We start from the raw sequence: 20,343 nt of genomic DNA on the forward strand, positions 1-20,343 counted from the left end.
CAGGGAGGTTCGCATGGGTAAGTGGCCCAAACCGGCCGAGGGTAGCTGGACGGAGCATTACCCGGAACTGGGCACCGGACCGATCTCGTTCCGCGACTCGATCTCACCGGAGTTCTACGAACTCGAGCGCGAAGCGGTCTTCAAGCGCGCCTGGCTCAATGTTGCTCGCGTCGAGGAACTGCCGCGGGTCGGCAGCTACCTCACCAAGGAGATCGAGGTCGCCAGGACGTCGGTGATCGTCGTCAGGGGCAAGGACCAGCAGATCCGAGCCTTCTACAACGTCTGCCGTCACCGTGGAAACAAGTTGGTGTGGAACGACTATCCCCACGAGGAGGTCAAAGGCACCTGCCGCCAGTTCACGTGTAAGTACCACGGGTGGCGTTACGACCTCAAGGGTGATCTGACGTTCGTGCAACAGGAGGGCGAGTTCTTCGGACTCGACACCTCGCAGTACGGATTGAAACCCGTGCACTGCGACGTGTGGAACGGTTTCATCTTCATCAATTTCGACCATGAACCTCGGTGGACGCTGCGTGAATTCCTCGGCCCCATGATCACCGCGCTGGACGACTATCCATTCGAGATGATGACGGAGCGTTACGAATTCGAAGCGCGGAACAACAGCAACTGGAAGATCTTCGCCGACGCGTTCCAGGAGTACTACCACGTGCCGTCGCTGCATTCGCAGCAGGTGCCCAGCGCCGTTCGTCAACCCAACCAGACGTTCGAGTGCGGACATTTCCAGATCGACGGACCCCACCGCCTGGTCTCGACGGCGGGTACTCGCCGGTGGCTGCTCGACCCGGAGTTCATGTATCCCGTCGAGCGGGTCACCCGAAGCGGACTCGTGGGTCCGTGGCGTACCCCTGAGACGCATCATTCGGCCGGCCTGAATCCGGGCGGTATCGAGCCGTGGGGCATCACCAATTTCCAGATCTTCCCGAACCTCGAGATCCTGATCTACCACGGGTGGTATCTGCTGTATCGCTACTGGCCGACGTCGCACAACACCCATAAGTTCGAGGCCTACAACGCATTTCATCCCGCACGTTCGGTGCGCGAGCGCATCGAGCACGAGGTCGCGTCCGTGGTGCTCAAGGAATTCGCGCTGCAGGATGCGGGCATGCTCGGCGGCACCCAGGCGGCGCTCGAATACGGCCTGGACGAGCCGATAGTCAACGACTACCCGCTGAGTGATCAGGAGATCCTCGTCCGCCATCTGCACAAGGTGGCCGTCGACTGGGTGGAGGAGTACCAGGCCGAACGCATGCCCGAGCCGGAGGCGAGAATGGGCCACGGGGTGGGGGTCGGATCATGACTCGACTGCCCAGCGCCTTCGCCGAGTTCGAGCAGTACGCCGAAAAGTGGTGTCTGGCAACTGAACCGGAGCGGTGGAGCACCCGGTTGAGCACGCCCATGTCGGAGATACGCGAATTCTACGATGCGTTCACGCCTCGCTTCGAGGAGGCGATCGACTACTGCGACAAGTTTCCGCTCGACGATGTGCCCGACGACGCGCTGAATCTGCTGCATCTCGTCTACTCGATGATCATGGTGTCGATGGCCGTTGAAGTCTTCGGCACCCAGAAACCCGCCGACTCCGCCGACGCGGTCATGCATCGCGTCAGTGCGCCAGTGCCGTGACGGATAGGACGAACATGAGTCTGCTGACGATCAACAAACTCACCTCCTCGGTCGGTGCCGAGGTCGTCGGGCTGGATCCCGACCGGCTGGCCTCCGACGATGCGCTGGCCGAAGCGGTGCTCGAAGCGCTGGAAGACAATGGCGTGCTGGTCTTTCCGGGCCTCGGACTGGCGCCGGAGGCGCAGGTGGCGTTCTGCCGTCGACTCGGCGACATCGATCACTCATCCGACGGCCATCATCCGGTCGCAGGCATCTACCCCGTGACGCTCGACAAGTCGAAGAACGCGTCGGCGGCCTATTTGCGCGCGACCTTCGATTGGCATATCGACGGCTGCACCCCGACCGATGACGAACCTCCCCAGAAGGCCACCGTGCTGTCGGCGAAGCAGGTGGCCGAGCACGGCGGCGAGACCGAGTTCGCCAACTCCTATGCGGCCTATGACGCATTCAGCGACGAGGAAAAGCGGCGGTTCGGATCGCTGCGGGTGGTGCACTCGCTGGAGGCCTCGCAACGTCGGGTCAACCCCGACCCCTCGCCCGAGCTGGTCGCGCGGTGGCGCAGCCGCCCCACCCACGAGCACCCGCTGGTGTGGACACATCGCAGCGGCCGCAAGTCGCTGGTGCTCGGGGCATCGGCGGACTATGTCGTCGGAATGGACCTCGACGAAGGCCGGGCGCTGCTCGCCGAGCTGCTGAACCGCGCCACCCAGCCCGACCTGGTCTATTGCCACAGCTGGTCGGTCGGGGACACCGTCATCTGGGACAACAACGGCGTCCTGCACCGAGCGGCGCCCTATGACCCCGATTCACCTCGGGAAATGCTGCGAACCACCGTTTTGGGACACGAGCCGATCCAATAGTGGTGTGGACGCGCTGTGCGGGTGCACAGCTGCCTCGTTGACGCCGACGTGCCCACTGTGGAAATCTAATACCCACATATGAGAATCACATTCTCGTAGTCAGAGGAGTAGCGCATGACGGAGGACCTCACCTCGGTCGATTTCTTCCGGGACAGTCGACTGACGGATGACCCGTTTCCGTTCTACGAGGCACTTCGCAACAAGTGCCCCGTCACCCGTGAGGATCACTACGGCGTGACGATGGTGACCGGCTGGCAGGAGGCCGTCGACGTCTACAACGACGCGGAGACGTTCTCGTCGTGCCTCTCGGTGACCGGCCCGTTTCCCGGGTTTCCTGTTCCCCTCGAAGGGGACGACGTCACCGACCTGATCGTGAAGCACCGCGACGAGATCCCGTTCAGCGATCAGCTGCCGACGCTGGACCCCCCGACGCATACGAATCACCGCGCGTTGTTGATGCGGCTGATCACGCCCAAGCGCCTCAAGGAGAACGAGGACGCGATGTGGCAGCTCGCCGACGACATCCTCGACGACTTCCTGGCACCGGGCGAGGGTGAGTTCATCAAGGGCTTCGCCGGTCCGTTCACGTTGCGCGTCATCGCCGATCTGCTGGGTGTGCCCGACGAGGACCGCGACGACCTCCTCGAGCGGCTCGCGCGCGGCACCCACGGCAGCTCGGTGGGCAACGCCGACAAGACGATGAACAAGACTCCGCTGGAATACCTGTATGAGGTCTTCGCCACCTACATCGAGGACCGGCGGGCCGAGCCGCGCGATGATGTGCTGACGGGACTGGCGACGGCGTCGTTCCCGGACGGCTCGATGCCCGAGGTCGCTGACGTCGTGCGGGTGGCCACCAACGTCTTCTCGGCAGGGCAGGAAACCACGGTGCGGCTGCTCAGCACGGCGCTCAAGGTGATCGGCGACCAGCCCGACATTCAGCGCCGGCTGCGCGAAGATCGCAGTCTCCTCGGCAATTTCATCGAGGAGTGCCTGCGCATAGAGAGCCCGGTCAAAGGCGATTTTCGATTGTCACGGGTGCCGGTGACCGTCGGCGACCAAGAGCTCGGGGCCGGCTGCACGCTGATGGTGATCAACGGGGCGGCCAACCGCGACCCGCGGCGGTTCGATGATCCTGACACCTTCGATCCCGACCGCAAGAACGCCCGTCAGCACCTGGCCTTTGGCCGCGGCATCCACAGCTGTCCCGGCGCTCCGCTGGCACGTGCCGAAACGCGCGTCGGGCTCGAGCGTCTGCTCGATCGCACCACCGACATTCGCATCAGCGAGAAGCACCACGGCCCGGTGGGCAATCGCAACTATCAGTACATCCCGACGTACATCCTGCGCGGGCTCACCCAGCTGCATATCGAGTTCGACGTCCGATGAAGGTCAGCGTTGACGAAGACAAGTGCGCCGGCCACGGCATGTGCCTGACGCTGTGCCCCGAGGTGTTCGAGATGACCGACGACGGTTGGGCGGTCGCGAAGCCGGGTGAGGTGCCTGCGGAGCTCGAGAGCGCAGCCAAGGACGCCATCGCGAACTGTCCAGAACAAGCTATTTCTGAAATCGACGGTTAATAAAGGAGATCGAATGCCCAAGGCGTACATCCTCATCACCGAGGACGTCAAGGATCCGGCCGGGATGGCGGAATACGGCAAGCTCGCGAGCCAGGCCATGGCCGGTGCCACGCTGTTGTCGTTCGACTCGAAGGCCGAGGTGATCGAAGGGCAGTGGCACGGTACCCAGACCGTGCTGCTGGAGTTCGAATCCGAAGAGGCAGCCAAGGAGTGGTACTACTCCGATACCTACCAGGAGGCGGCCAAGCTGCGTCAGGCCGCCGCCGACTGCAACGGCGTCATCCTGCACGGCCTCTGATTTTTTTCCGCGAGCAGACGCGAAAACCCCCATCTCGATTCGAAATTAGGGGTTTTCACGTCCGCTCGCTGAGAGTTAAAGCACGCGGACCGGAACGTGTGACCAGCCGGCGACGTTCTGCATGGCGACACGCTCGCACTGGCCCCACAGCACTTCGTACCGCGGCATGCGGTCCAATAGCCGCTCGAGCGCGATCGCGGTCTCCATCCGGGCGAGCGCAGCGCCGAGGCAGCTGTGCACGCCGTACCCGAAGCCGAGGTTCTGTGCCTCGGTCCGGTCGCGATCGATGTCGAAAGTGTCAGGATCGGTGAACGCGTCCGGATCGCGGTGTGCCGAAGCCTGAAGCAGGAACACGGGTTTGCCCTCGGGGATCGTGACACCGTGGAGGTTGACCTCGCGCATCGATCGGCGGACGTTGTAATGCACCGGTGGTTCGTAGCGCAGAAGCTCCTCGACCGCGGCGGGGATCTTGCTGCGATCGTCGAGCAGCTTCTGCCACTGTTCGGGGTGGCGCGCGAACTCGACCACGGCGTTGCCGACCAATTTCGTGACCGTTTCGGCGCCGGCACCCCCGAGAAGCGTGGCGAATCCCGCAATCTCGAAGTCTTCGAGTGACTCGACCCCACCGTCCTCACGCTGGATCTCGGCAGCGACCAGCCGGCTGAACATATCGTTTTGCGGTTCGTTGCGGCGTTCCTGGATCAGCTGGAAGTACAGACCCATGGCTTCCGCGATGGCCGCCATGCCCTCCTCAGACATGTCGATCTGGCCCGGTTCGCGATGGAGCGAAGTGTCCACCCACTCACGGACTTGCTGGCGCTTGTCCTCGGGGACACCGAGCATCGTTGTGATGATGTCGACTGGGAAGTACGCCGAGAAGTCCTGTACGACATCGAAGCTCGCGGGGTCGGCCGCGTTCAGGTAGCGGTCGATCGTCTCGGTCACCATCGGACGCATCGCCTCGATCGCACGCGGGGTGAACACCTTGTTGACCAGGCTGCGCATGTGGCGGTGCTCGGGTGGGTCCATGAGGATGATCATCTTCATGGGGGGCGGCTCACCGGACCGGACCATCGCGAGGTCGAGGCCGTACGCCGAGGAGTAGGTCGCAAAATCCTTATAGGCCGCCGCGACGTCCTCGTGGCGGGACAACGCGTAGAAGTCCTCCGCCTCGTTGTAATAGACGGGCGTTTCCTCGCGCATGCGCCGGTAGATGTCCCAGGGCCCGTTGAAGTACTCCTCGGAGAACGGGTCGAAGACGACCTTCGATGCGGTCATTCGTCTTTGATGAAGATCGCCTGGCGCGGGCACTGCCGCACAGCTTCTTTGACGTGCTCCTCGTTTTCAGGTGTTACCTCGTCCTGGAGGACATGCAGATAGTCCTGGTCATCCAGGTCGAAGATCTCGGGGTCGATGCCCATGCACACCCCGTTGCTCTCACACAGACCGAAGTCGACTTCGATTTTCTGGGTCACTTCAGCACCCTCACTGGAACGTTGTGGTAACCCGCGACGTTCTGCATCGTCACCCGATGTAAGCCGTCCCAGTCGACCTCGTAACGCGGCATGAAGTCCAGCAGGTGCTCGAGCGCGATCACACTCTCCAGGCGGGCCAGTGCCGCCCCCAGGCAACTGTGAATTCCGTAGCCCAGGCCCATGTGCGGCGACTGGGTGCGGTCGCGGGTGATGTCGAATTCTTCGGCGCGGTCGTAGGCCCGAGGGTCACGGTTGGCGGCCGCCTTCATGATGAAGACCGGCTTGTGCGCGGGCACCGTGCCGCTGGGCACGTGTGCTTCTTTGAGCGTGTAGCGCACGTTGTACTGCACCGGGCCGACGTAGCGCAGCAGTTCCTCGACGGCATCGTGAACCTTGCTGCGGTCGTCGAGCAGCAACTGCCACTGTTCCGGATGCTTGGCGAACTCGACGACGGCGCTGCCGATCAGCTTGGTGACCGTCTCGGCGCCGGCGCCACCGAGCAGTGCACAGAAGCCGGTGATCTCGATGTCGTCCAGCTTGCGCATCTTGCCGTCGGGACCGGGAATCTCGGCCGTGATGAGTCGGCTGATCATGTCGTCCTGCGGATTCTGGCGCCGTTCCTGCACCAGGCCGTAGTAGTAGATGCCCGAGTCGATATTGGCCTGCATGTTCTTCTCGGACAGCTCGATTTGGCCAGGCTCACGTTCGAGGCTCGTGTCGATCCAATGCCGCACCTGCTGGCGGAACTCTTCGGGGACACCGGCCATCCGGGTGATCACTTCGACGGGAAACGGGCCTGAGAAATCCTGGACGACGTCGAAACCGTCCGGGTCGCACTTCGACAGGTAGTGCTCGACGACCTCGATGACGGTTTCACGCTGCGACTGAATGGCGCGGGGCGTGAACGCCTTGTTCAGCAGGCTGCGCATGTGGCGGTGGTCGGGTGGATCCATGAAGATGATGGACTTGTGCGGCCCCTCCTCGGACCGCACCATCGACAGGTCGCAGCCACGAGACGAGGAGAAGGAGTCCGTGTCCTTCAAAGCCGCGGCGACGTCCTCGTGCCGGGTCAGCGCGTAGAAGTCCTCTTCCTCGTCGTAGTAGATCGGCGCTTCGTCGCGCATGCGCTTGTAGATCTCATACGGGTTGTCGAAGTAGTCCTGCGAAACCGGGTTAAATTTCAATTTGGGCTTGGTCATGGTCTCTCTTTCGCCGCGTGGCTAACGTCTACGTGCGTTACGCAAGGCTGCATTTGTGTAACGTATAGTATGCCTCACAAGAGGCTGCTGAGACAGCGGAATCGCATCTGTTTCATGGTTGAATTCCGGCGTTGATGACGTTGTCGAGGAGCCCGATCGTCTCACCGAGCTCGGCAGCGATCTTGCGCACGACCTCGACGTCCTTTCCGATGAACTCGCGGGTCCGTTCGACGAAGGAGTCCACCGATCCGCCCGCCGCGACAAAACCCGCGACCCGGCTCGACCCGCTGCCGTGCGTGATCGCCTCCAGCAGCTGTGCCTCGTCCACGCCAAGGCGATCGCCCAGCGCGACGGCCTCCCGCAACAACCCGATCTGGGCGGCGAACAACGCGTTGTTGGTCAACTTGACGGCCTGGCCCGCGCCCAGCGGACCGACGTGCAGAATCGGGTCGCCATAGGCGGCGAGTACCGGCCGGACGCGCGCGACCGCATCAGTGGGACCACCGACGAAAATCGTCAGCCCGCCGCCGGCGATGTTGTGCGGGCCGCCGCTGACGGGGGCGTCCAGCACGTCGACGCTGGGGGAGTGTGCCGCGATCGTCTGCACGGTGCGCGGACTTCCGGTCGTGTGCACGACGAGGGCGGAGCCGGGCGACATCGCCGAGAGCACGCCGGGCGAGCACACCTGCACAACCTGCTCGTCGGTGAAGACGCAGACGATGAGAACGTCTGCGTCCCTGGCGATGTCGTGGAGACCCGCGACCGCCTGTGCGCCGAGCGCAGTGACCTCCTGGCGCTTTTCGTCCGTCCTACCGAGTGCGCGGACGTGATGGCCGGATTCGACGAGACGGGACACCATCGGGCCGCCCATGCGACCCGCCCCCACGAATCCGACGCAAGTCACCGCGGATGGTCCATCGATTCCAGGGCGGTGTCCGCCGCGGTGAACACCGAGCCTTCGGGCGCTGACGCGGCGGCGGCGATGCTGGCTGCGTGACGAACGTCCTTCTGCAACAACGCGCCCGCGATCGGCGCGAGGCCTTCGACGGTCCCGCCGAAGATCGCGATGCTTCCCAGCGCCTTGCTGGTCGCCGATCCCCCGTTGAGCACCTCGGCCAGCCGAACCCGCGGGATGCCGAGGGACTCGCCCAGGTCGAGTGTGCTCAGCGCGCTGCCCAGGTTCGCGGTGAACAGCAGGTTGTTGAGGATCTTGGTGACCTGTCCGCTGCCGAGCGGACCGAGATGAACGATCGGATCGGCGTAGGTCGCGAACACCGGGCGGCACCGCTCAGCGACCTCTTCTTCGCCTCCCACCATGACGAGCAGCTTGCCCTCCTCCACGGCGGGGCCTCCGCCGCTCACGGGTGCGTCGATCACCGAAACACCCTGAGCGGCAGCCTTCTCCGCGATCTCCCGGCACGTGTCGGGGTGCACGGTGCTGTGGATCGCCACCACGCCGCCGGAGGCCAGACCTGCCAGCACGCCGCTGTCGCCGTAGAGCACTTCCCGTACGTCGTCGTCGCCGACCACACATAGGCAGACCAGGTCACTCGCCGCTGCCAACTCAGCGGGTGAACCCGCGGTCTTCGCGCCGGTGTCGGCATAGGGATCGAGGCTGGCCGCCCGACGCGCCCACAGCGTCGTCTCGAACCCGCCTTCGACGATCCGTCGTGCCATGGGACCGCCCTGACTGCCCAACCCGATGAATCCGACGCGCATCAACCCGCCTCCATAGCTTCCGATGTGTTCTGCTGCGCGACAACGCATTCCTCGGCGAACGACAGCACTGCGCTGTGGTACGCCGCCGCGTTGTGCGATAGGGACATATTGTGTCCGGTGTTCGGTTGCTCGTTGGTCACGAATCGCGGTGATGACGTGAACATGGCGGCGATCTGCCCCAGGGCCTCGGCATCCGATCGCCACACGCGCTCGTGTTCGGCGGCGCTGAACTGCACCGGCACCCGAACATGCGGCGCCAGCGCGGGAAAGTCCTGCCGCGGCCAGCTCTTCGTCATGCCCACTTCGTAGAGCGCGCCGGTCGACGAGTTCGTCATGCCGGACAGCACGTCGGGCGGATACAGCTCGGCGGGCTGCCAGAGCACCTCGCGCAGACCGGTCGGCCGACCGGTCGCCGTCGCCGACTTCATGATCTCGGCCATCGCCGCGTCGTATTGCACACCCGTGCCCGCCAACTCGAGTCCGATGACGCCGGCTTGGTCAGCCCGATCATCTACGGCCAGACGCACCGCCAGCTCACAACCGGCGGAGTGGCCGACGAGAAACAATCCCGCACCGCGCGGGTTGGCGCCGAGTATCTTGTCGATCGCGCCGTAAACGAGCGCAACACGTTGCTCCGGCAGCTCCATGGCGTCAGGGTAGGGCGCAGAGCTTCCGTACCCGGGCCGGTCGAGTGCCACCATGGTGAAGCCGTGGTCGGCTCCCATCCGGAGCAGTGACAGCGACGGGTGCCCCGGGCAATCGAAATACGCTGCGGTGCTGGATCCGCCGTGGAACGCGACCACGACAGCCTTGGGTTCGTCGACCGCCGCGATCAGTCCGGACATGGGCACGCCGTCGACGAAGACGACGCGTGGTCTCGGAGCCGCCCCGGCGGCGACATCGGGACGCGGGGCGTCGCTCACGCGTCGGTCCGCATCAGGATCGCGCCGCTGGGTGTGAGGCCGCCGCTGCTGACCACCGCAACACGGGCGTCTTTGACCTGACGTTCGCCTGCGTCGCCGCGCAACTGGGTGACCGCCTCGTGAATGAGCCCCATGCCGTGTGTGCGGCCGTGGGAGAGCTGGCCGCCGTGGGTGTTCAGCGGGATCACACCGTCGCGGGCGATGGCCTTGCCGCCGTCCAGAAAATCCTTCGCCTCGCCGATACCACAGAACCCGAGTGCCTCCAGCCACGACAGACAGTTGAACGAGAAACCGTCGTAGAGTTCGGCGACGTCGACGTCCTTGGGCCGCAGTGACGTTCGCGTCCACAGGTGCGCGGACTGACCCAGCACCTGGGGTTCATGGGTCATCGTGGTCTGATCCCAGTCGGTGCGTTCGACGATCTGGGTACCGACCGCTTCGAACAGCACCGGCTTGCGCGGCATGTCCTTGGCGGCGTCGACCGCCGACACGATCACCGCGACGGCGCCGTCGCACGGGACGTCGCAGTCGTACAGCCCGAACGGTGTCGTGATCGGTCGCGCGTTCAGGTAGTCGTCCATGGTCATCGGATCGCGATAGATCGCCGTCGGATTCAACGCGGCGTTGGCGCGCTGGTTCAGCGCGATCCAGCCGAGCGTCTCGCGTGTCGTCCCATAGCGCTGAAAGTGCCGCTGCGCGTTGAGCGCGAGCACGTGCGCGGCCGAGGTGGCGCCGAACGGTATCTGCCAGCTGGAGGTCCGCGGTCCACCGGGCGGGCTCGCCTTGCCCTCCTTCATCAGCTGCTGGAACGTCGCCTCCCACAGCGTGCGGAAGCACAGCACATGCCGCGCCATCCCGGTGGCGATGGCCATCATGGCGGCGATGACAGAACCGCCTGGGCCGAAGGTGTCCATGCCGCCGTTGATCCATGTCGGGCGGATTCCGAGCGCACCCTCGAGCGCGACCACGCCGCCCTCGCCCATGCCTGCGATGTCCAGTCCCGGGTAGGTTGACAACCCGTCGATGTCCTCCAGCGTCAACCCCGCGTCGGCGATCGCTGCCTCGCACGCATCGATGGTGAGCGACAGCGGCGGCACCATCAGGCGACGGCCCAGACGGGATGCGCCGATACCGGTGATCGCCGACTGCTCTTCGAATTTCGTGGTGGTCAGCGGTGAACTCACATGCCGCGCGAAATCGGTAGGTGCGATTTCGTCCTCGGGCAGCGGACCGGATTCCTTGTCCGCCGTGGGACGGAACAGCGGAAGCCAGACGGCCCCGGTTTGATCGGTGAGCTTGTCGAAGGTGACCTCGACCATCTGCCCCAACGTCAGCTCGTCGGGATCGCACTCCACGATGTTGGTGGTCAAGCGGACACGCGGATCCTCGACGACGGCAACCTGAGCCACCACATACGGCGGGGGCAGGTCGGGGAAGCCGAACCTGTGGTTGACCGTGAATGCCGAGAGGGTGGCGCGTCCGGAGACATCGCGCACGCCCATGTTGCGGCTGCGGCAGTATCGGCACACCGGCTGTGGTGGATGAATCAATGCCTCGCAGTCCTGGCATTCCTGGATGCGAAGGACGCCGTCACCGCCTGCGGTCCAGAAGAACTCGTTCTGAGCATTCAGTTCGGGCAGGGGTCGAGTCACCTGACGAACTCCGAAATAGCCTCGCTGCCGTTGTTTTTCGGGTCCGGCTCGGGTGACTCCTGCACATCGGGGTGCGCCGCTCCGTCGCCTGAAGGCCGGTGCTCACCCATGTATACGATGGCGTGGACCGGGCAATCGAACAGCGCGCGCATCACTGCGTCGCGATCCTTCTCGGGCACAGTGCCATCGCCGATCAGCGATGCGTAGCCCCAGTCGTCGAGCGAGAAGTACCCTGGCGCGTGCTTGGCGCAGATGCCGAAGCCGTCGCAGAGAGTCCGATCGAGCCGGATTCGCAAGCCGTCACTCATGTCCCACCGCCTCCACTTCATAAGGCCGCATCTCGTTGAAAGCGCCGGTGCGGCAGGACGGGCATTCGTTGGCGAGGTGGCTGGTGATCAACTGCGGGTAGTGGCGCAGCAGGCTCGCCGCGACGTTCGTGGCGCCGTCGAGGGTGCCGCATGCGCCGCGGCCACGCAGTACCACCGACCAGCGCTCCAGGCGCGTGACGTCCTCCTGGGTCGCCGCTCCGTCGCGCAGTGCTGAAACGACGGCCGCCATTGCCGCCGTGCCGTTGAAGCACGACCCGCATTGGCCGGCGTTCTCCCGATCGAAGTACGACATCACCGACGCCGCGACGGCGACGGGGCAGTCGTCGGTGAGAATCGAGATCGCACCGCAGCCAAGGCCGCTGCCGAGGCGGCGAATCGTCTCATGGTCGAGCGTCGCGTCGAGGATGTCGGTGTTGACCAGGCCGGCGAAATAGCCGCCCATCAACACTCCGCGCACCGAGTCCTCCGGCACACCGTGCAATGTCAGCAGATCGGAAAACGCGGCGCCATGCGGAATCTCGTACAGCGCTGCAGGCCTGCCGCCGCCCGTGATCGTCGCAAGGAACGTCCCCGGCGACATCGGCGTGCCGACCGCTCGGAAACTCTGTGCGCCGTGCTGGTGGATGTGCGGGAGATTGGCGAGCGTCTCGACATTGCTGACGGTCGTCGGCAAACCTGACACCCCCTCCTCGAACGGCCGGGGTGGTTTGTCGGTCGGTTTTGCGGGCCCGCCGTTGATGCGGCGTACCGCTGCGGTCTCCTCGCCCGCGACGTACCCGGGTTCGACGCTGATCACCGCGACGTCCGTCGCACCGAAGATCTGGGGGTCGAGTTCCGACAGCGCACTGTTCACCGCGACGGCCGACTGTTCGTCGGAGACATACACATACGCGCGGCTCGCGTTGACCATAGCGGCGGCCAGGCGCAGGCCGTCCAGCACGAGATGCGGCCGGTTGCGCAGCAGCCAGCGGTCTTTCACCGAAGCCGGCTCGCCCTCCTCACCGTTCGCGACGATGACCGTCGCGACGCCACGGCGACCGGCGTCGCGCACCGTACGCAACTTGGTCCCCAGCGGGAAGGCCGCACCGCCGCGCCCGAGCAGACCGGACAGGTCGACCTGCTCCAGCAGTGCGTCCGCGTCCGTCAGCGGCCGGTAGCCGCCGGCCTGCACATACTCGGCGAGCTCCTCGGCCTTCAGCTGGGTGGGCCGCAACAGTCGTGGCGTACATTCTGGCCACGTGGCGACGGTGAGTTCGGTTGCGGTGAAGGTCATCGCGTCGCACCTCTGGATAGGCTGACGGGCATGAGGACTGCCGTGGTGCGCGTTGGCGTGGATCTAGCCGGCGAACTCGCGCCCGCAGAGTTAAGCGATGGCATGGCGCGCCTCCGCGAATCGGCCGGCGCAGCGGGCGTCGACGTGGTGGAGAACAACCTCGCCGGCCTTCCGCCGCAACGACGTGAGGTCGAGCTGTTGATCGCTGGGGACGATGCCGCCGAACTCGAACGCATCGCGGTGAGTTTGTGCGCCAAGGCTTTCGGCACGAACCCGGTGCCCGGTGTGCTGACTTTCATCAGCAGGGGCACGGACGACGACGCGCACGGCGTGCTCGCCGGACTGGGGCTCACCGGCGAAATCGAACGCGTACCCGGTGACGACGGCTGGGACGTGATCCATGTGACGCTGCGCAAGTCCGACCTCGAGCGGGTGCCCGAGAGTCGCGTCCACACCGCCCTGGAGGCGTCGCTCAACTGCGAAGTGCACATTCGCACTGTCTAGCGCCATCAAGTGCTGTCTCTTCTTCGCGGAAGCGCTCATCAGTCGTCCAGGAACTGGAGGATCGCGGGCGCGGCCTGCACCCAGGTGTCGAACAGGCAGAAGTTCTTCCCGCCGCTGGCGGCGAACTTCTCACCGGCACGTTCCCAGGCGTCTTCCGGCCATGGCGGGTCGATCAAGGTGGAACCCTTGATCAGGCAGCTCACCTCCAGCGAGGTGCGCTTGGGATGGTCCCAATCGTTCTCGCCGCCACGGATGATCAACGTCGGAATGGTGATGTTGTCGAACATCTCGTCCTCGACGCCGGGGATGGTCTGGCCGGGCTTGGGCACGAAAGCGTTGAGCCAGCGCCGCATCAGCTTGAGGAACTCGTCGACGTCGAGTGCCCGGAACCGCGCCTCGTTGTCCGGGTTCTCGGCGATGCGCTCCTTCCACTCGGCGACGTGGAGCAGGCCCTCGACGCCCATGCCCTTGGCGGCCAGGATGCTGGGCACGACATAGTGTCCGCCGAGCACGAACGAGCCGTAGACCCCGCCGACGATGTTCCACACCACCAGTTTTCGCACGATCTCCGGGTAGAGCATCGTGGTCAGCATGGAGTCGCGGGCCCCGCCGGACCCACCCGCGATGATGCACGGACCGACGTCGAGTCCGGTGATCAACGCGTGCAGAGTCTCGGCGCGCATGTGTGATTCGCTCTTGCCGTAGAACTGCACGTCCGACTTGCCACAGTTCGGCCTGTCCCACAGCAGGACCCGGTAGCCGCCCTCGGCCAGCGCCTCCGCCAACGGCCGCAGCCCCGGGATGTCCTTGCTGAATCGGCCTCCCGGTGTCAGGGCGATGAATTCGCCTTCTTCGCCGAGGATTTCGTAGACGACGCGGCCGCCCTTGTATTCGAAGATCTCTTCGCCGGGCTTGAGCTGCAGGCCGGAGGACTCAGTGGTTGTCATGCTTGCACCATCACATCGTTGCCGACGACCCGAACGGGATAGGTCCGGATACTCCACTCGGGTTTGACCGCGGTCGTGCCTGTCGCCAGTTCAAAACCCCACTGGTGCCACGGGCAGTAGATGAATTCGAGGTCACGCACCATCACCGCGTCGCCAGGAACGTCGTCGTCGACGATCGTGCGGCCGCGCGGGCGGCCCGAGCACAGCGGACCACCCTCGTGCGGGCAGTAGTTCGCGATGGCGTAGAACGTGCCGTTGACGTTGTAGACGCCGACGCCGTGCCGGCCTATGGGCACCAGTTTGTGTGTGCCCGGCGGGATCTCGTCGACGGTGGCGACGATATGTTCGCGCCCTTGCGCGAGCCGGGGCGTCTTCTGCTCGTCCAACTCAGAACACCCGCACCTGGCCCTCGAGGGCCGGAACCGTATCTGGCAGGTGGTATGTCGCGATGCCGTTGCGGAACATCACCGCCTCGCGGGCGTGCTCGGGCAGGTGCTTGACCAGCCAGCGGGGGTCGTCGAACGTCCAGTGCGGATAGTCGCTGCTGAACAGCAGGATCTTCTCGCACTCCATCCACTCGAACGCCCGGGTCAACTCGGTCTTGTCCTCGGGGTAGTCCAGCGGCTGGGTGGTGAACTTGATGTGGTCCTTGACGTACTCCGACGGCTTGCGCTTGATGTCCAGCCACGACTTGCGGGCTTCGTAGATCGCGTCCATCCGCCACATCAGCGGCAGGATCCACGTGAATGCGTGCTCCACCAATACGATTCGCAGTGTCGGGAACCGGTCGAAGAGGCCGTCGAAGACCATGCTCATCACCTGGTTCGCGGCCAGCAGCGAGTAGGTGACCATGAAATCGTGGTTGTAGCTGGGGAACCCGACCGGCGGGATCGGCAGTTCCTCGTGGTGGCTGCGCGACAGGTGGCAGCTCACGGTGATGTCGTGTTTGGTGGCGGCTTCCCAGATCGGGTTGTACTTGGGGTCACCCCACGCCGGACGGGGTTCGGCCTTGATCAGGATCTGTCCCATGTAGGGGTGGCCGGCCCAGCGCTCGATCTCGCGAGCGGAGTCCTCCGGCGCTTCGATCGCCGCGCAGATCGAACCCCTCCAGCGCTCGTGCCAGTTGTTGTGACTGTCCAGCCAGTGGTTGTCCTGCCAGTCGTTCAGGGCACAGCTCATCGCGTGGTTCACCTCGGGGAAGCGCGCCGGGTAGGCGGCCGGCTCAAGGATCGCGATGTCGGCGCCGGCCTCCATGATCAACTGCTTGAACGCCAGATCGGGGTCGCTGCCCGCGAAGTTGCCGTCCGACGGAAACGTGTCCACCCGCATCGCATACGCGTGTGCGTAGTCAGGCGCGTCGTAGTAGATCTGGTCCCCGACCCGGCGCGTCAGGAAGTACTTGCTGCGCCACGGCTCGGGGATGTACTGCGTCAGCTCGCCGGCCCTCGGCGTCGGATGCACGTCGGAGTCGACGCAGCGAACCGCGATGCGCTCGGCCGCGGGCTTTCGCTCGTTCACGGTGACCGTCATGGTGCCTCCCTTAACGAAGTCTTCTCTTACTGTGCGCTGACGCCGGCCCCGACGTCTATGCCATACAGCTGTGCGGCGTTGCGCCAGCAGAGCTTTTCGCGTTGTTCCGCCGAGTACGAACTGGGCACCGTCAGCTCGTTGAGCTGCCAGTGCGGATAGCTCGACCCGTACATCACCATGTCGTCCTTGCCGGTGAAGTCGAGCCATTCACCGGCGAATTCGACATCGCCGGGCCCGTCCATCGCGCCCTGGATGAAGTAGGTGTGGCCGGGCAGGTAATCGCTGGGCATCTTCGGCGCCCACGGAGTCTGCTCGAGGTGGGGGCGACCGAAGCAGTCCATCCGCCACATGAACGGTGTCAGCAGGTCACCGGCCCCGTCGGCCCAAACGAACTTCAGCGTGGGCATCTTCTCGAACACCCCTTCGACGATCAGGTTCATGAGGTGATACAGGAAGTTCAGCGCCATGAAGCTGACGTAGTGCTCGTAGGTCCTCGGAACCCCATTCGGTGTCGGCGCGTACTGCACGCCCGCGCCGACCTCGATGTGCACCGCCACCGGGAGATTCGCCGCCGCGGCCGCTTCCCATAACGGCCAGTACTGAGGTTTGCCGTAGAGCTCTCGCGACTGCAGCGGGACGCCGATCTGTACGACGCGTGGGTGGTCGGCGTATTTCGCGATGTCGCGCAGCGCTCCGGTGACGTCGTCGGGATTGACCCGGATGGTGCCGCGGAACCGGTCGGCGTAGGAATTGTCCTCGAGCCAGCGCGACACCATGAGCTCGTTGTGCGCCGCGGCGATCGCGGTGCCGAGATGGCGGTCGGGCATGATCCCACGCGTCATCGGGTGCAGGATCGCGATGTCGACGCCGCGTTCTTCGAAGAGCTGCCGGCCGACGAACTCGGGGTCCGATCCGGGATAGCGGCGTTCGCCTTCGGTGTTCGGGGCGTACTCGCCGCCGGGGGCGCCGTACCAGTCCATCTCGTAATCCGGGAATCCGCGGCTCTTGAACGGCTCGCGCATGAAGCCGCGCAGGTCCTTGTTCGACTTGCTGAAGATGTGCACGCTGGCATCGATCACGGGTGTCTTACCGAGCTGGCTCTCCTCGGGAAGTGTGTTCACGCAAGACCTCCGATGTCCATCCGGGTGACCGGAGCGCACGAAGGGCTGTGACATGCGCCGGCACCGGACATAAAGCCATAGTAAAGGCTTGTTCTTCAAAGGCAAGAATCTTGTTCTCCAGCGGAACGCTTACTTCTTCGCAGGTCAGGGTGTGCGCTGGTCAGTCGCTTGGCGCCCCGGCCGTGAAACGAGGTAGTCGAATCCAGAGAACGGTTACAGCACCTAACGAGAATGTTATTCTCGTGCCAACCCACGACGTAGTGACGAGGTCCTCGGGAGGCCACACGTGTTACTGGAATTCGACGCCGATCAGCGGCTGTGGCAGGAGACCGTGCGGGACGCGGTCACCAAGGCTTGCCCGGCGTCGCTCGTTCGAGGAATCGCCGAGAACGGCGAAGACCCCATGCCGCTGTGGAAGACCTACGTCGACGCGGGCTGGACCGAGCTCAACGATCCGGAGAACGCCGTAGAACTCGCGATCGTGGCCGAGGAATTGGGCCGCGCCACCGATCCGACCCCGTTCCTGGCGACATTGACCCAGTTCGCGCCTCTCGCCGGTGACCGGTTCGATCCGCAGCTGGCCGGCACGGCCGTGTACAGCGGGGTGAGCGCTCATCGCGACGCCCAGGGTTGGGTCCTGAATGGAACGGCGCATCACGTACTCGACGGTGACCGCGCCGAGAAGCTCGCGGTGGTCACCGAGGCCGGGGTCTTCGTCGTCGACGCCGGCGAGGCCGCCACTCGGCGCAGCGACGTCTTCGATCCGGTGCTGCACGTCGCGGAGGTCACCTTCGCCGGTACGCACGTACCCGACACCGACCGCGTCCCCGTCGACACCGAAAAGGCCCGGCACGTGGCCCTCACCGGCATGGCCATCACGACGGTCGGCGCCTGCCAACGCATCCTCGATCTGGTGCTCGAGCACGTGAAGCAGCGTCAGCAGTTCGGTGTGGCGATCGGAACCTTTCAGGCCGTGCAGCACAAGGCCGTCGACATGCACGTCGCGACCGAGCGTGCCCGCGCGCTGTCCTACTTCGCCGCCTTGACCATCGCAGCCGACGACCCTCGACGCCGGCTTGCCGCGGCGATGGCCAAGGCGTCGGCGGGAGAGGCGCAGGCACTGGTGTTTCGCCATGGCCTGCAGCTGTTTGGCGCCATGGGATTCACGTGGGAGAACGACCTGCAGTTCGCGTTGAAGCGAGCCAAGGCCGGCGAACTGCTGCTGGGCGGGGCTGCAGAGCATCGCGCGGTGATCGCCGCGGAATACAGGAGCTCCTAATGCAATTGACCTTCGATTCCGACGTCGAGCAGTTCCGCGCCGAGTTCGCGGCGTTCCTCGACGAGCACCTGCCCTCGGAGAGCGAGACCCAGGAGCGACCCAAGTCGGTGTCGCACATGCCCCAGTGGGCACGTGACTGGCAGCGGCTGTTGTTCGACAACGGCTGGTTGCTGCCCTCCCAGCCGCCAGAGTTCGGTGGCCGCAACGCAACGGTGTTGCAGCAGTTCGTGCACCTCGACGAACTGTGCCGACGGCGGATCTACCACAGCTTCAACCCGCAGGGCGTGAACATCGTTGCGGCGTCGTTGATCTCCTTCGGTTCCGATGAGCAGAAGCACCGTTGGGCGGTGCCGGTGTTGCGCGGCGAGATGACGGCATCCCTCGGTATGAGCGAGCCGAGCGCGGGGTCCGATCTGGCGTCGCTGCGCACCCGAGCTGAGTTTGTCTCAGACGTCGACGAGCCCTACTTCGTGGTCAACGGTCAGAAGGTGTGGACGTCCGGCGCACACGACGCCGACTTCCTGTTGACGTTCGTGCGCACCGATCCCGATGCCCCCAAACACAAGGGCATCAGCGTGCTGATCATCCCGACCGACACTCCCGGTGTGGTGTGCCGGCCCTTCGCCGACATGTGCGGTGAGGACAATCTCGACTTCAACGAGGTGTTCTTCACCGACGCAAAGGTGCCGGCCGAGAACCTCGTCGGCCCGTTGAACGGCGGCTGGGCGGTCGCCAACGGCTCTCTCGGCCACGAACGCACCATGATGTGGCTCGGCTTCGCCGATCGGATCGACAACATGATCGCCGATTTCTGGCCGCGCACCGAGCTGGAGCGCGACCAGTACGCGACGACGATCATGGACTATCAGGCGCTGCGTGCCATGGGTTCGGCGGCGCTGGCCCGCGCCGCGCGCGGCGAGATGGACACCGCGTCGGTGTCGGTGCTGAAACTCTTCGGTTCTGAAGCCGAACGTCAGGCGTTCGAGAACGCGTTGACCGCGGCGGGAGCCGAGGGCCTCACCCACCCGTCGACCACGGGTCCTTACGAACACATGAACCTGGACCACTACTTCGTCAGCTGGTTCGAGCGCTACGCGCGCAGCTTCGGTGGCACCATCGCAGGCGGCACGTCCGAGATCCAGCGCAACATCATCGCGCAACAGGTGCTCGGTCTGCCGCGGCGCTGATAAGTGACCGAGCCCGCTCCCACCCGAACCCACCCGGCGACGCTGCTCATCGACCGGCCCCACGTCGGCGTTGTTCTGCTGCAACTCAATCGGCCCAAACAGCTCAACGCGATCAACGAGGCGATGCGCGACGAGTTGATCGCGACGCTCGCCGCAATTGGCTCCGACGCATCGGTCCATGCCGTCGTGATCACCGGACAGGGACGCGGATTCTGTTCGGGGATCGACGTCCGCAACTTCTCGCCGCAGGCGCTGGAGGCCTCCGATCCCGCCATCGACCGGTTGCGGTTCCAGGAAGCGATGGCCGCTCTGCCACAGGCGATCCGGAATCTGCCCCAGCCCGTCATCGCGGCGGTGAACGGCCCGTGCGTGGGCGCGGGCTTCGCGCTGTGCCTGTCGTCTGACATCCGGATCTGCTCGACATCCGCGACGTTCGGTAACGGTGCGATCCTGCTCGGGTTGTCCGGTGCCGAAATGGGCATGAGCTACCACCTGCCACGGATCGTCGGCACCAGCGTCGCCGCCGATTGGATGATGACCGGCCGCACGGTGACGGCGGCCGAAGCCGACCGTCGCGGCCTGGTCAGCCAGGTGCTCGAGCCGGACGAATTGATGCCGCAGGCACTCGAAATCGCCCGCGCCGTGGCCGAACTCCCGCCCTTCGGCACGCAGCTGACGAAACGTGCGCTGCAGGTGAACACCGACGCGACGGGTTTCGGCGCGGCACTGGAGCTCGAGAATCGCAACCAGGTGCTCAGCCACGCCACGGACGAAGCCGAGGCGCGGCGGCGACCGAAGTGATCGCGGTACGGAAGGGCGGTAC

The 20,343-nt window shown here is 65.0% G+C and carries 23 protein-coding genes; 10 read left to right on the forward strand and 13 right to left on the reverse strand.

All coding sequences use genetic code 11. The features are described 5' to 3' along the window. Positions 1-13 precede the first annotated feature (13 nt). From M1248_RS00730 to M1248_RS00755, 6 genes are all read left to right on the forward strand, one after another. The gene (locus M1248_RS00730) at positions 14-1,318 is read left to right on the forward strand and encodes an aromatic ring-hydroxylating dioxygenase subunit alpha (protein WP_317147262.1); all 1,305 of its coding nucleotides are present in this window, start codon (positions 14-16) and stop codon (positions 1,316-1,318) included. Beyond that, a complete protein-coding gene (locus M1248_RS00735; protein WP_163729921.1) occupies positions 1,315-1,644 on the forward strand; it encodes a hypothetical protein in 330 nt (109 codons plus the stop codon). The genes M1248_RS00730 and M1248_RS00735 overlap by 4 nt, the downstream gene beginning before the upstream one ends. 14 nt (positions 1,645-1,658) lie before the next feature. Continuing rightward, positions 1,659-2,504, forward strand: coding sequence for a TauD/TfdA family dioxygenase (locus M1248_RS00740; RefSeq protein WP_317147263.1), 846 nt, complete (start codon positions 1,659-1,661; stop codon positions 2,502-2,504). Between the two features lie 114 nt (positions 2,505-2,618). After that, the gene (locus M1248_RS00745; protein WP_317147264.1) at positions 2,619-3,893 is read left to right on the forward strand and encodes a cytochrome P450; all 1,275 of its coding nucleotides are present in this window, start codon (positions 2,619-2,621) and stop codon (positions 3,891-3,893) included. Then, positions 3,890-4,084: a ferredoxin gene (locus tag M1248_RS00750; protein WP_163729918.1), complete on the forward strand. Its 195-nt coding sequence runs from the start codon at positions 3,890-3,892 to the stop codon at positions 4,082-4,084. Before M1248_RS00745 ends, M1248_RS00750 begins: the two co-directional genes overlap by 4 nt. A 13-nt stretch (positions 4,085-4,097) precedes the next feature. Further along, positions 4,098-4,382, forward strand: coding sequence for a DUF1330 domain-containing protein (locus tag M1248_RS00755; RefSeq protein WP_317147265.1), 285 nt, complete (start codon positions 4,098-4,100; stop codon positions 4,380-4,382). 75 nt (positions 4,383-4,457) lie between these two features. On the opposite strand, the gene M1248_RS00760 is transcribed toward M1248_RS00755, so the two are convergent. The 9 genes from M1248_RS00760 to M1248_RS00800 all read right to left on the reverse strand — a co-directional run bounded on the left by M1248_RS00760 (position 4,458) and on the right by M1248_RS00800 (position 12,952). Further along, the gene (locus M1248_RS00760) at positions 4,458-5,660 is read right to left on the reverse strand and encodes a cytochrome P450 (protein WP_317147266.1); all 1,203 of its coding nucleotides are present in this window, start codon (positions 5,658-5,660) and stop codon (positions 4,458-4,460) included. Then, positions 5,657-5,857, reverse strand: coding sequence for a ferredoxin (locus M1248_RS00765; RefSeq protein ID WP_083125713.1), 201 nt, complete (start codon positions 5,855-5,857; stop codon positions 5,657-5,659). Before M1248_RS00765 ends, M1248_RS00760 begins: the two co-directional genes overlap by 4 nt. After that, entirely contained in the window at positions 5,854-7,056 is a 1,203-nt protein-coding gene (locus M1248_RS00770) for a cytochrome P450 (protein ID WP_163729915.1), read from the reverse strand. The genes M1248_RS00765 and M1248_RS00770 overlap by 4 nt, the downstream gene beginning before the upstream one ends. A gap of 112 nt (positions 7,057-7,168) precedes the next feature. Then, a complete protein-coding gene (locus M1248_RS00775; RefSeq protein ID WP_317147267.1) occupies positions 7,169-7,960 on the reverse strand; it encodes an NAD(P)-dependent oxidoreductase in 792 nt (263 codons plus the stop codon). Continuing rightward, positions 7,957-8,775, reverse strand: a complete 819-nt coding sequence (locus tag M1248_RS00780; protein ID WP_163729913.1) for an NAD(P)-dependent oxidoreductase — start codon at positions 8,773-8,775, stop codon at positions 7,957-7,959. Before M1248_RS00780 ends, M1248_RS00775 begins: the two co-directional genes overlap by 4 nt. Then, entirely contained in the window at positions 8,775-9,620 is an 846-nt protein-coding gene (locus M1248_RS00785; RefSeq protein ID WP_317147456.1) for an alpha/beta hydrolase, read from the reverse strand. Before M1248_RS00785 ends, M1248_RS00780 begins: the two co-directional genes overlap by 1 nt. Before the next feature lie 74 nt (positions 9,621-9,694). Further along, positions 9,695-11,350, reverse strand: a complete 1,656-nt coding sequence (locus M1248_RS00790) for a thiolase C-terminal domain-containing protein (protein WP_317147268.1) — start codon at positions 11,348-11,350, stop codon at positions 9,695-9,697. Continuing rightward, complete coding sequence (locus M1248_RS00795; RefSeq protein ID WP_410506598.1) at positions 11,347-11,658, reverse strand: ferredoxin; 312 nt, start codon at positions 11,656-11,658, stop codon at positions 11,347-11,349. Before M1248_RS00795 ends, M1248_RS00790 begins: the two co-directional genes overlap by 4 nt. Beyond that, positions 11,651-12,952 (reverse strand): NADH-ubiquinone oxidoreductase-F iron-sulfur binding region domain-containing protein, encoded by a 1,302-nt coding sequence (locus M1248_RS00800; protein ID WP_317147269.1) that lies wholly within the window; start codon positions 12,950-12,952, stop codon positions 11,651-11,653. Before M1248_RS00800 ends, M1248_RS00795 begins: the two co-directional genes overlap by 8 nt. Before the next feature lie 30 nt (positions 12,953-12,982). On the opposite strand from M1248_RS00800, the gene M1248_RS00805 reads away from it, so the two are divergent. Next, positions 12,983-13,456, forward strand: a complete 474-nt coding sequence (locus M1248_RS00805) for a hypothetical protein (RefSeq protein ID WP_317147270.1) — start codon at positions 12,983-12,985, stop codon at positions 13,454-13,456. Between the two features lie 38 nt (positions 13,457-13,494). Here M1248_RS00805 and M1248_RS00810 read toward each other — a convergent pair whose 3' ends face one another. From M1248_RS00810 to M1248_RS00825, 4 genes are read right to left on the reverse strand one after another with little or no spacing between them, the layout of a single operon-like run. Further along, on the reverse strand, positions 13,495-14,403 hold the full coding sequence (locus tag M1248_RS00810; RefSeq protein WP_317147271.1) for an alpha/beta hydrolase: 909 nt from the start codon (positions 14,401-14,403) through the stop codon (positions 13,495-13,497). Continuing rightward, positions 14,400-14,789: a Rieske (2Fe-2S) protein gene (locus M1248_RS00815; protein WP_317147272.1), complete on the reverse strand. Its 390-nt coding sequence runs from the start codon at positions 14,787-14,789 to the stop codon at positions 14,400-14,402. Before M1248_RS00815 ends, M1248_RS00810 begins: the two co-directional genes overlap by 4 nt. Before the next feature lies 1 nt (position 14,790). Next, complete coding sequence (locus tag M1248_RS00820) at positions 14,791-15,933, reverse strand: amidohydrolase family protein (protein ID WP_317147273.1); 1,143 nt, start codon at positions 15,931-15,933, stop codon at positions 14,791-14,793. 26 nt (positions 15,934-15,959) lie between these two features. Further along, positions 15,960-17,054: an amidohydrolase family protein gene (locus tag M1248_RS00825; protein ID WP_317147274.1), complete on the reverse strand. Its 1,095-nt coding sequence runs from the start codon at positions 17,052-17,054 to the stop codon at positions 15,960-15,962. Between the two features lie 286 nt (positions 17,055-17,340). Between M1248_RS00825 and M1248_RS00830 the strand changes: the two genes are divergently transcribed. From M1248_RS00830 to M1248_RS00840, 3 genes are read left to right on the forward strand one after another with little or no spacing between them, the layout of a single operon-like run. Further along, positions 17,341-18,333, forward strand: a complete 993-nt coding sequence (locus tag M1248_RS00830) for an acyl-CoA dehydrogenase family protein (protein ID WP_317147275.1) — start codon at positions 17,341-17,343, stop codon at positions 18,331-18,333. After that, positions 18,333-19,520, forward strand: coding sequence for an acyl-CoA dehydrogenase family protein (locus tag M1248_RS00835; protein ID WP_317147276.1), 1,188 nt, complete (start codon positions 18,333-18,335; stop codon positions 19,518-19,520). Before M1248_RS00830 ends, M1248_RS00835 begins: the two co-directional genes overlap by 1 nt. 3 nt (positions 19,521-19,523) lie before the next feature. Then, complete coding sequence (locus M1248_RS00840) at positions 19,524-20,321, forward strand: enoyl-CoA hydratase/isomerase family protein (RefSeq protein ID WP_410506599.1); 798 nt, start codon at positions 19,524-19,526, stop codon at positions 20,319-20,321. The last annotated feature ends 22 nt before the right edge of the window (positions 20,322-20,343 follow it).

The organism is Mycobacterium sp. 29Ha, from assembly GCF_032883055.1.
Lineage (GTDB): Bacteria > Actinomycetota > Actinomycetes > Mycobacteriales > Mycobacteriaceae > Mycobacterium > Mycobacterium gallinarum.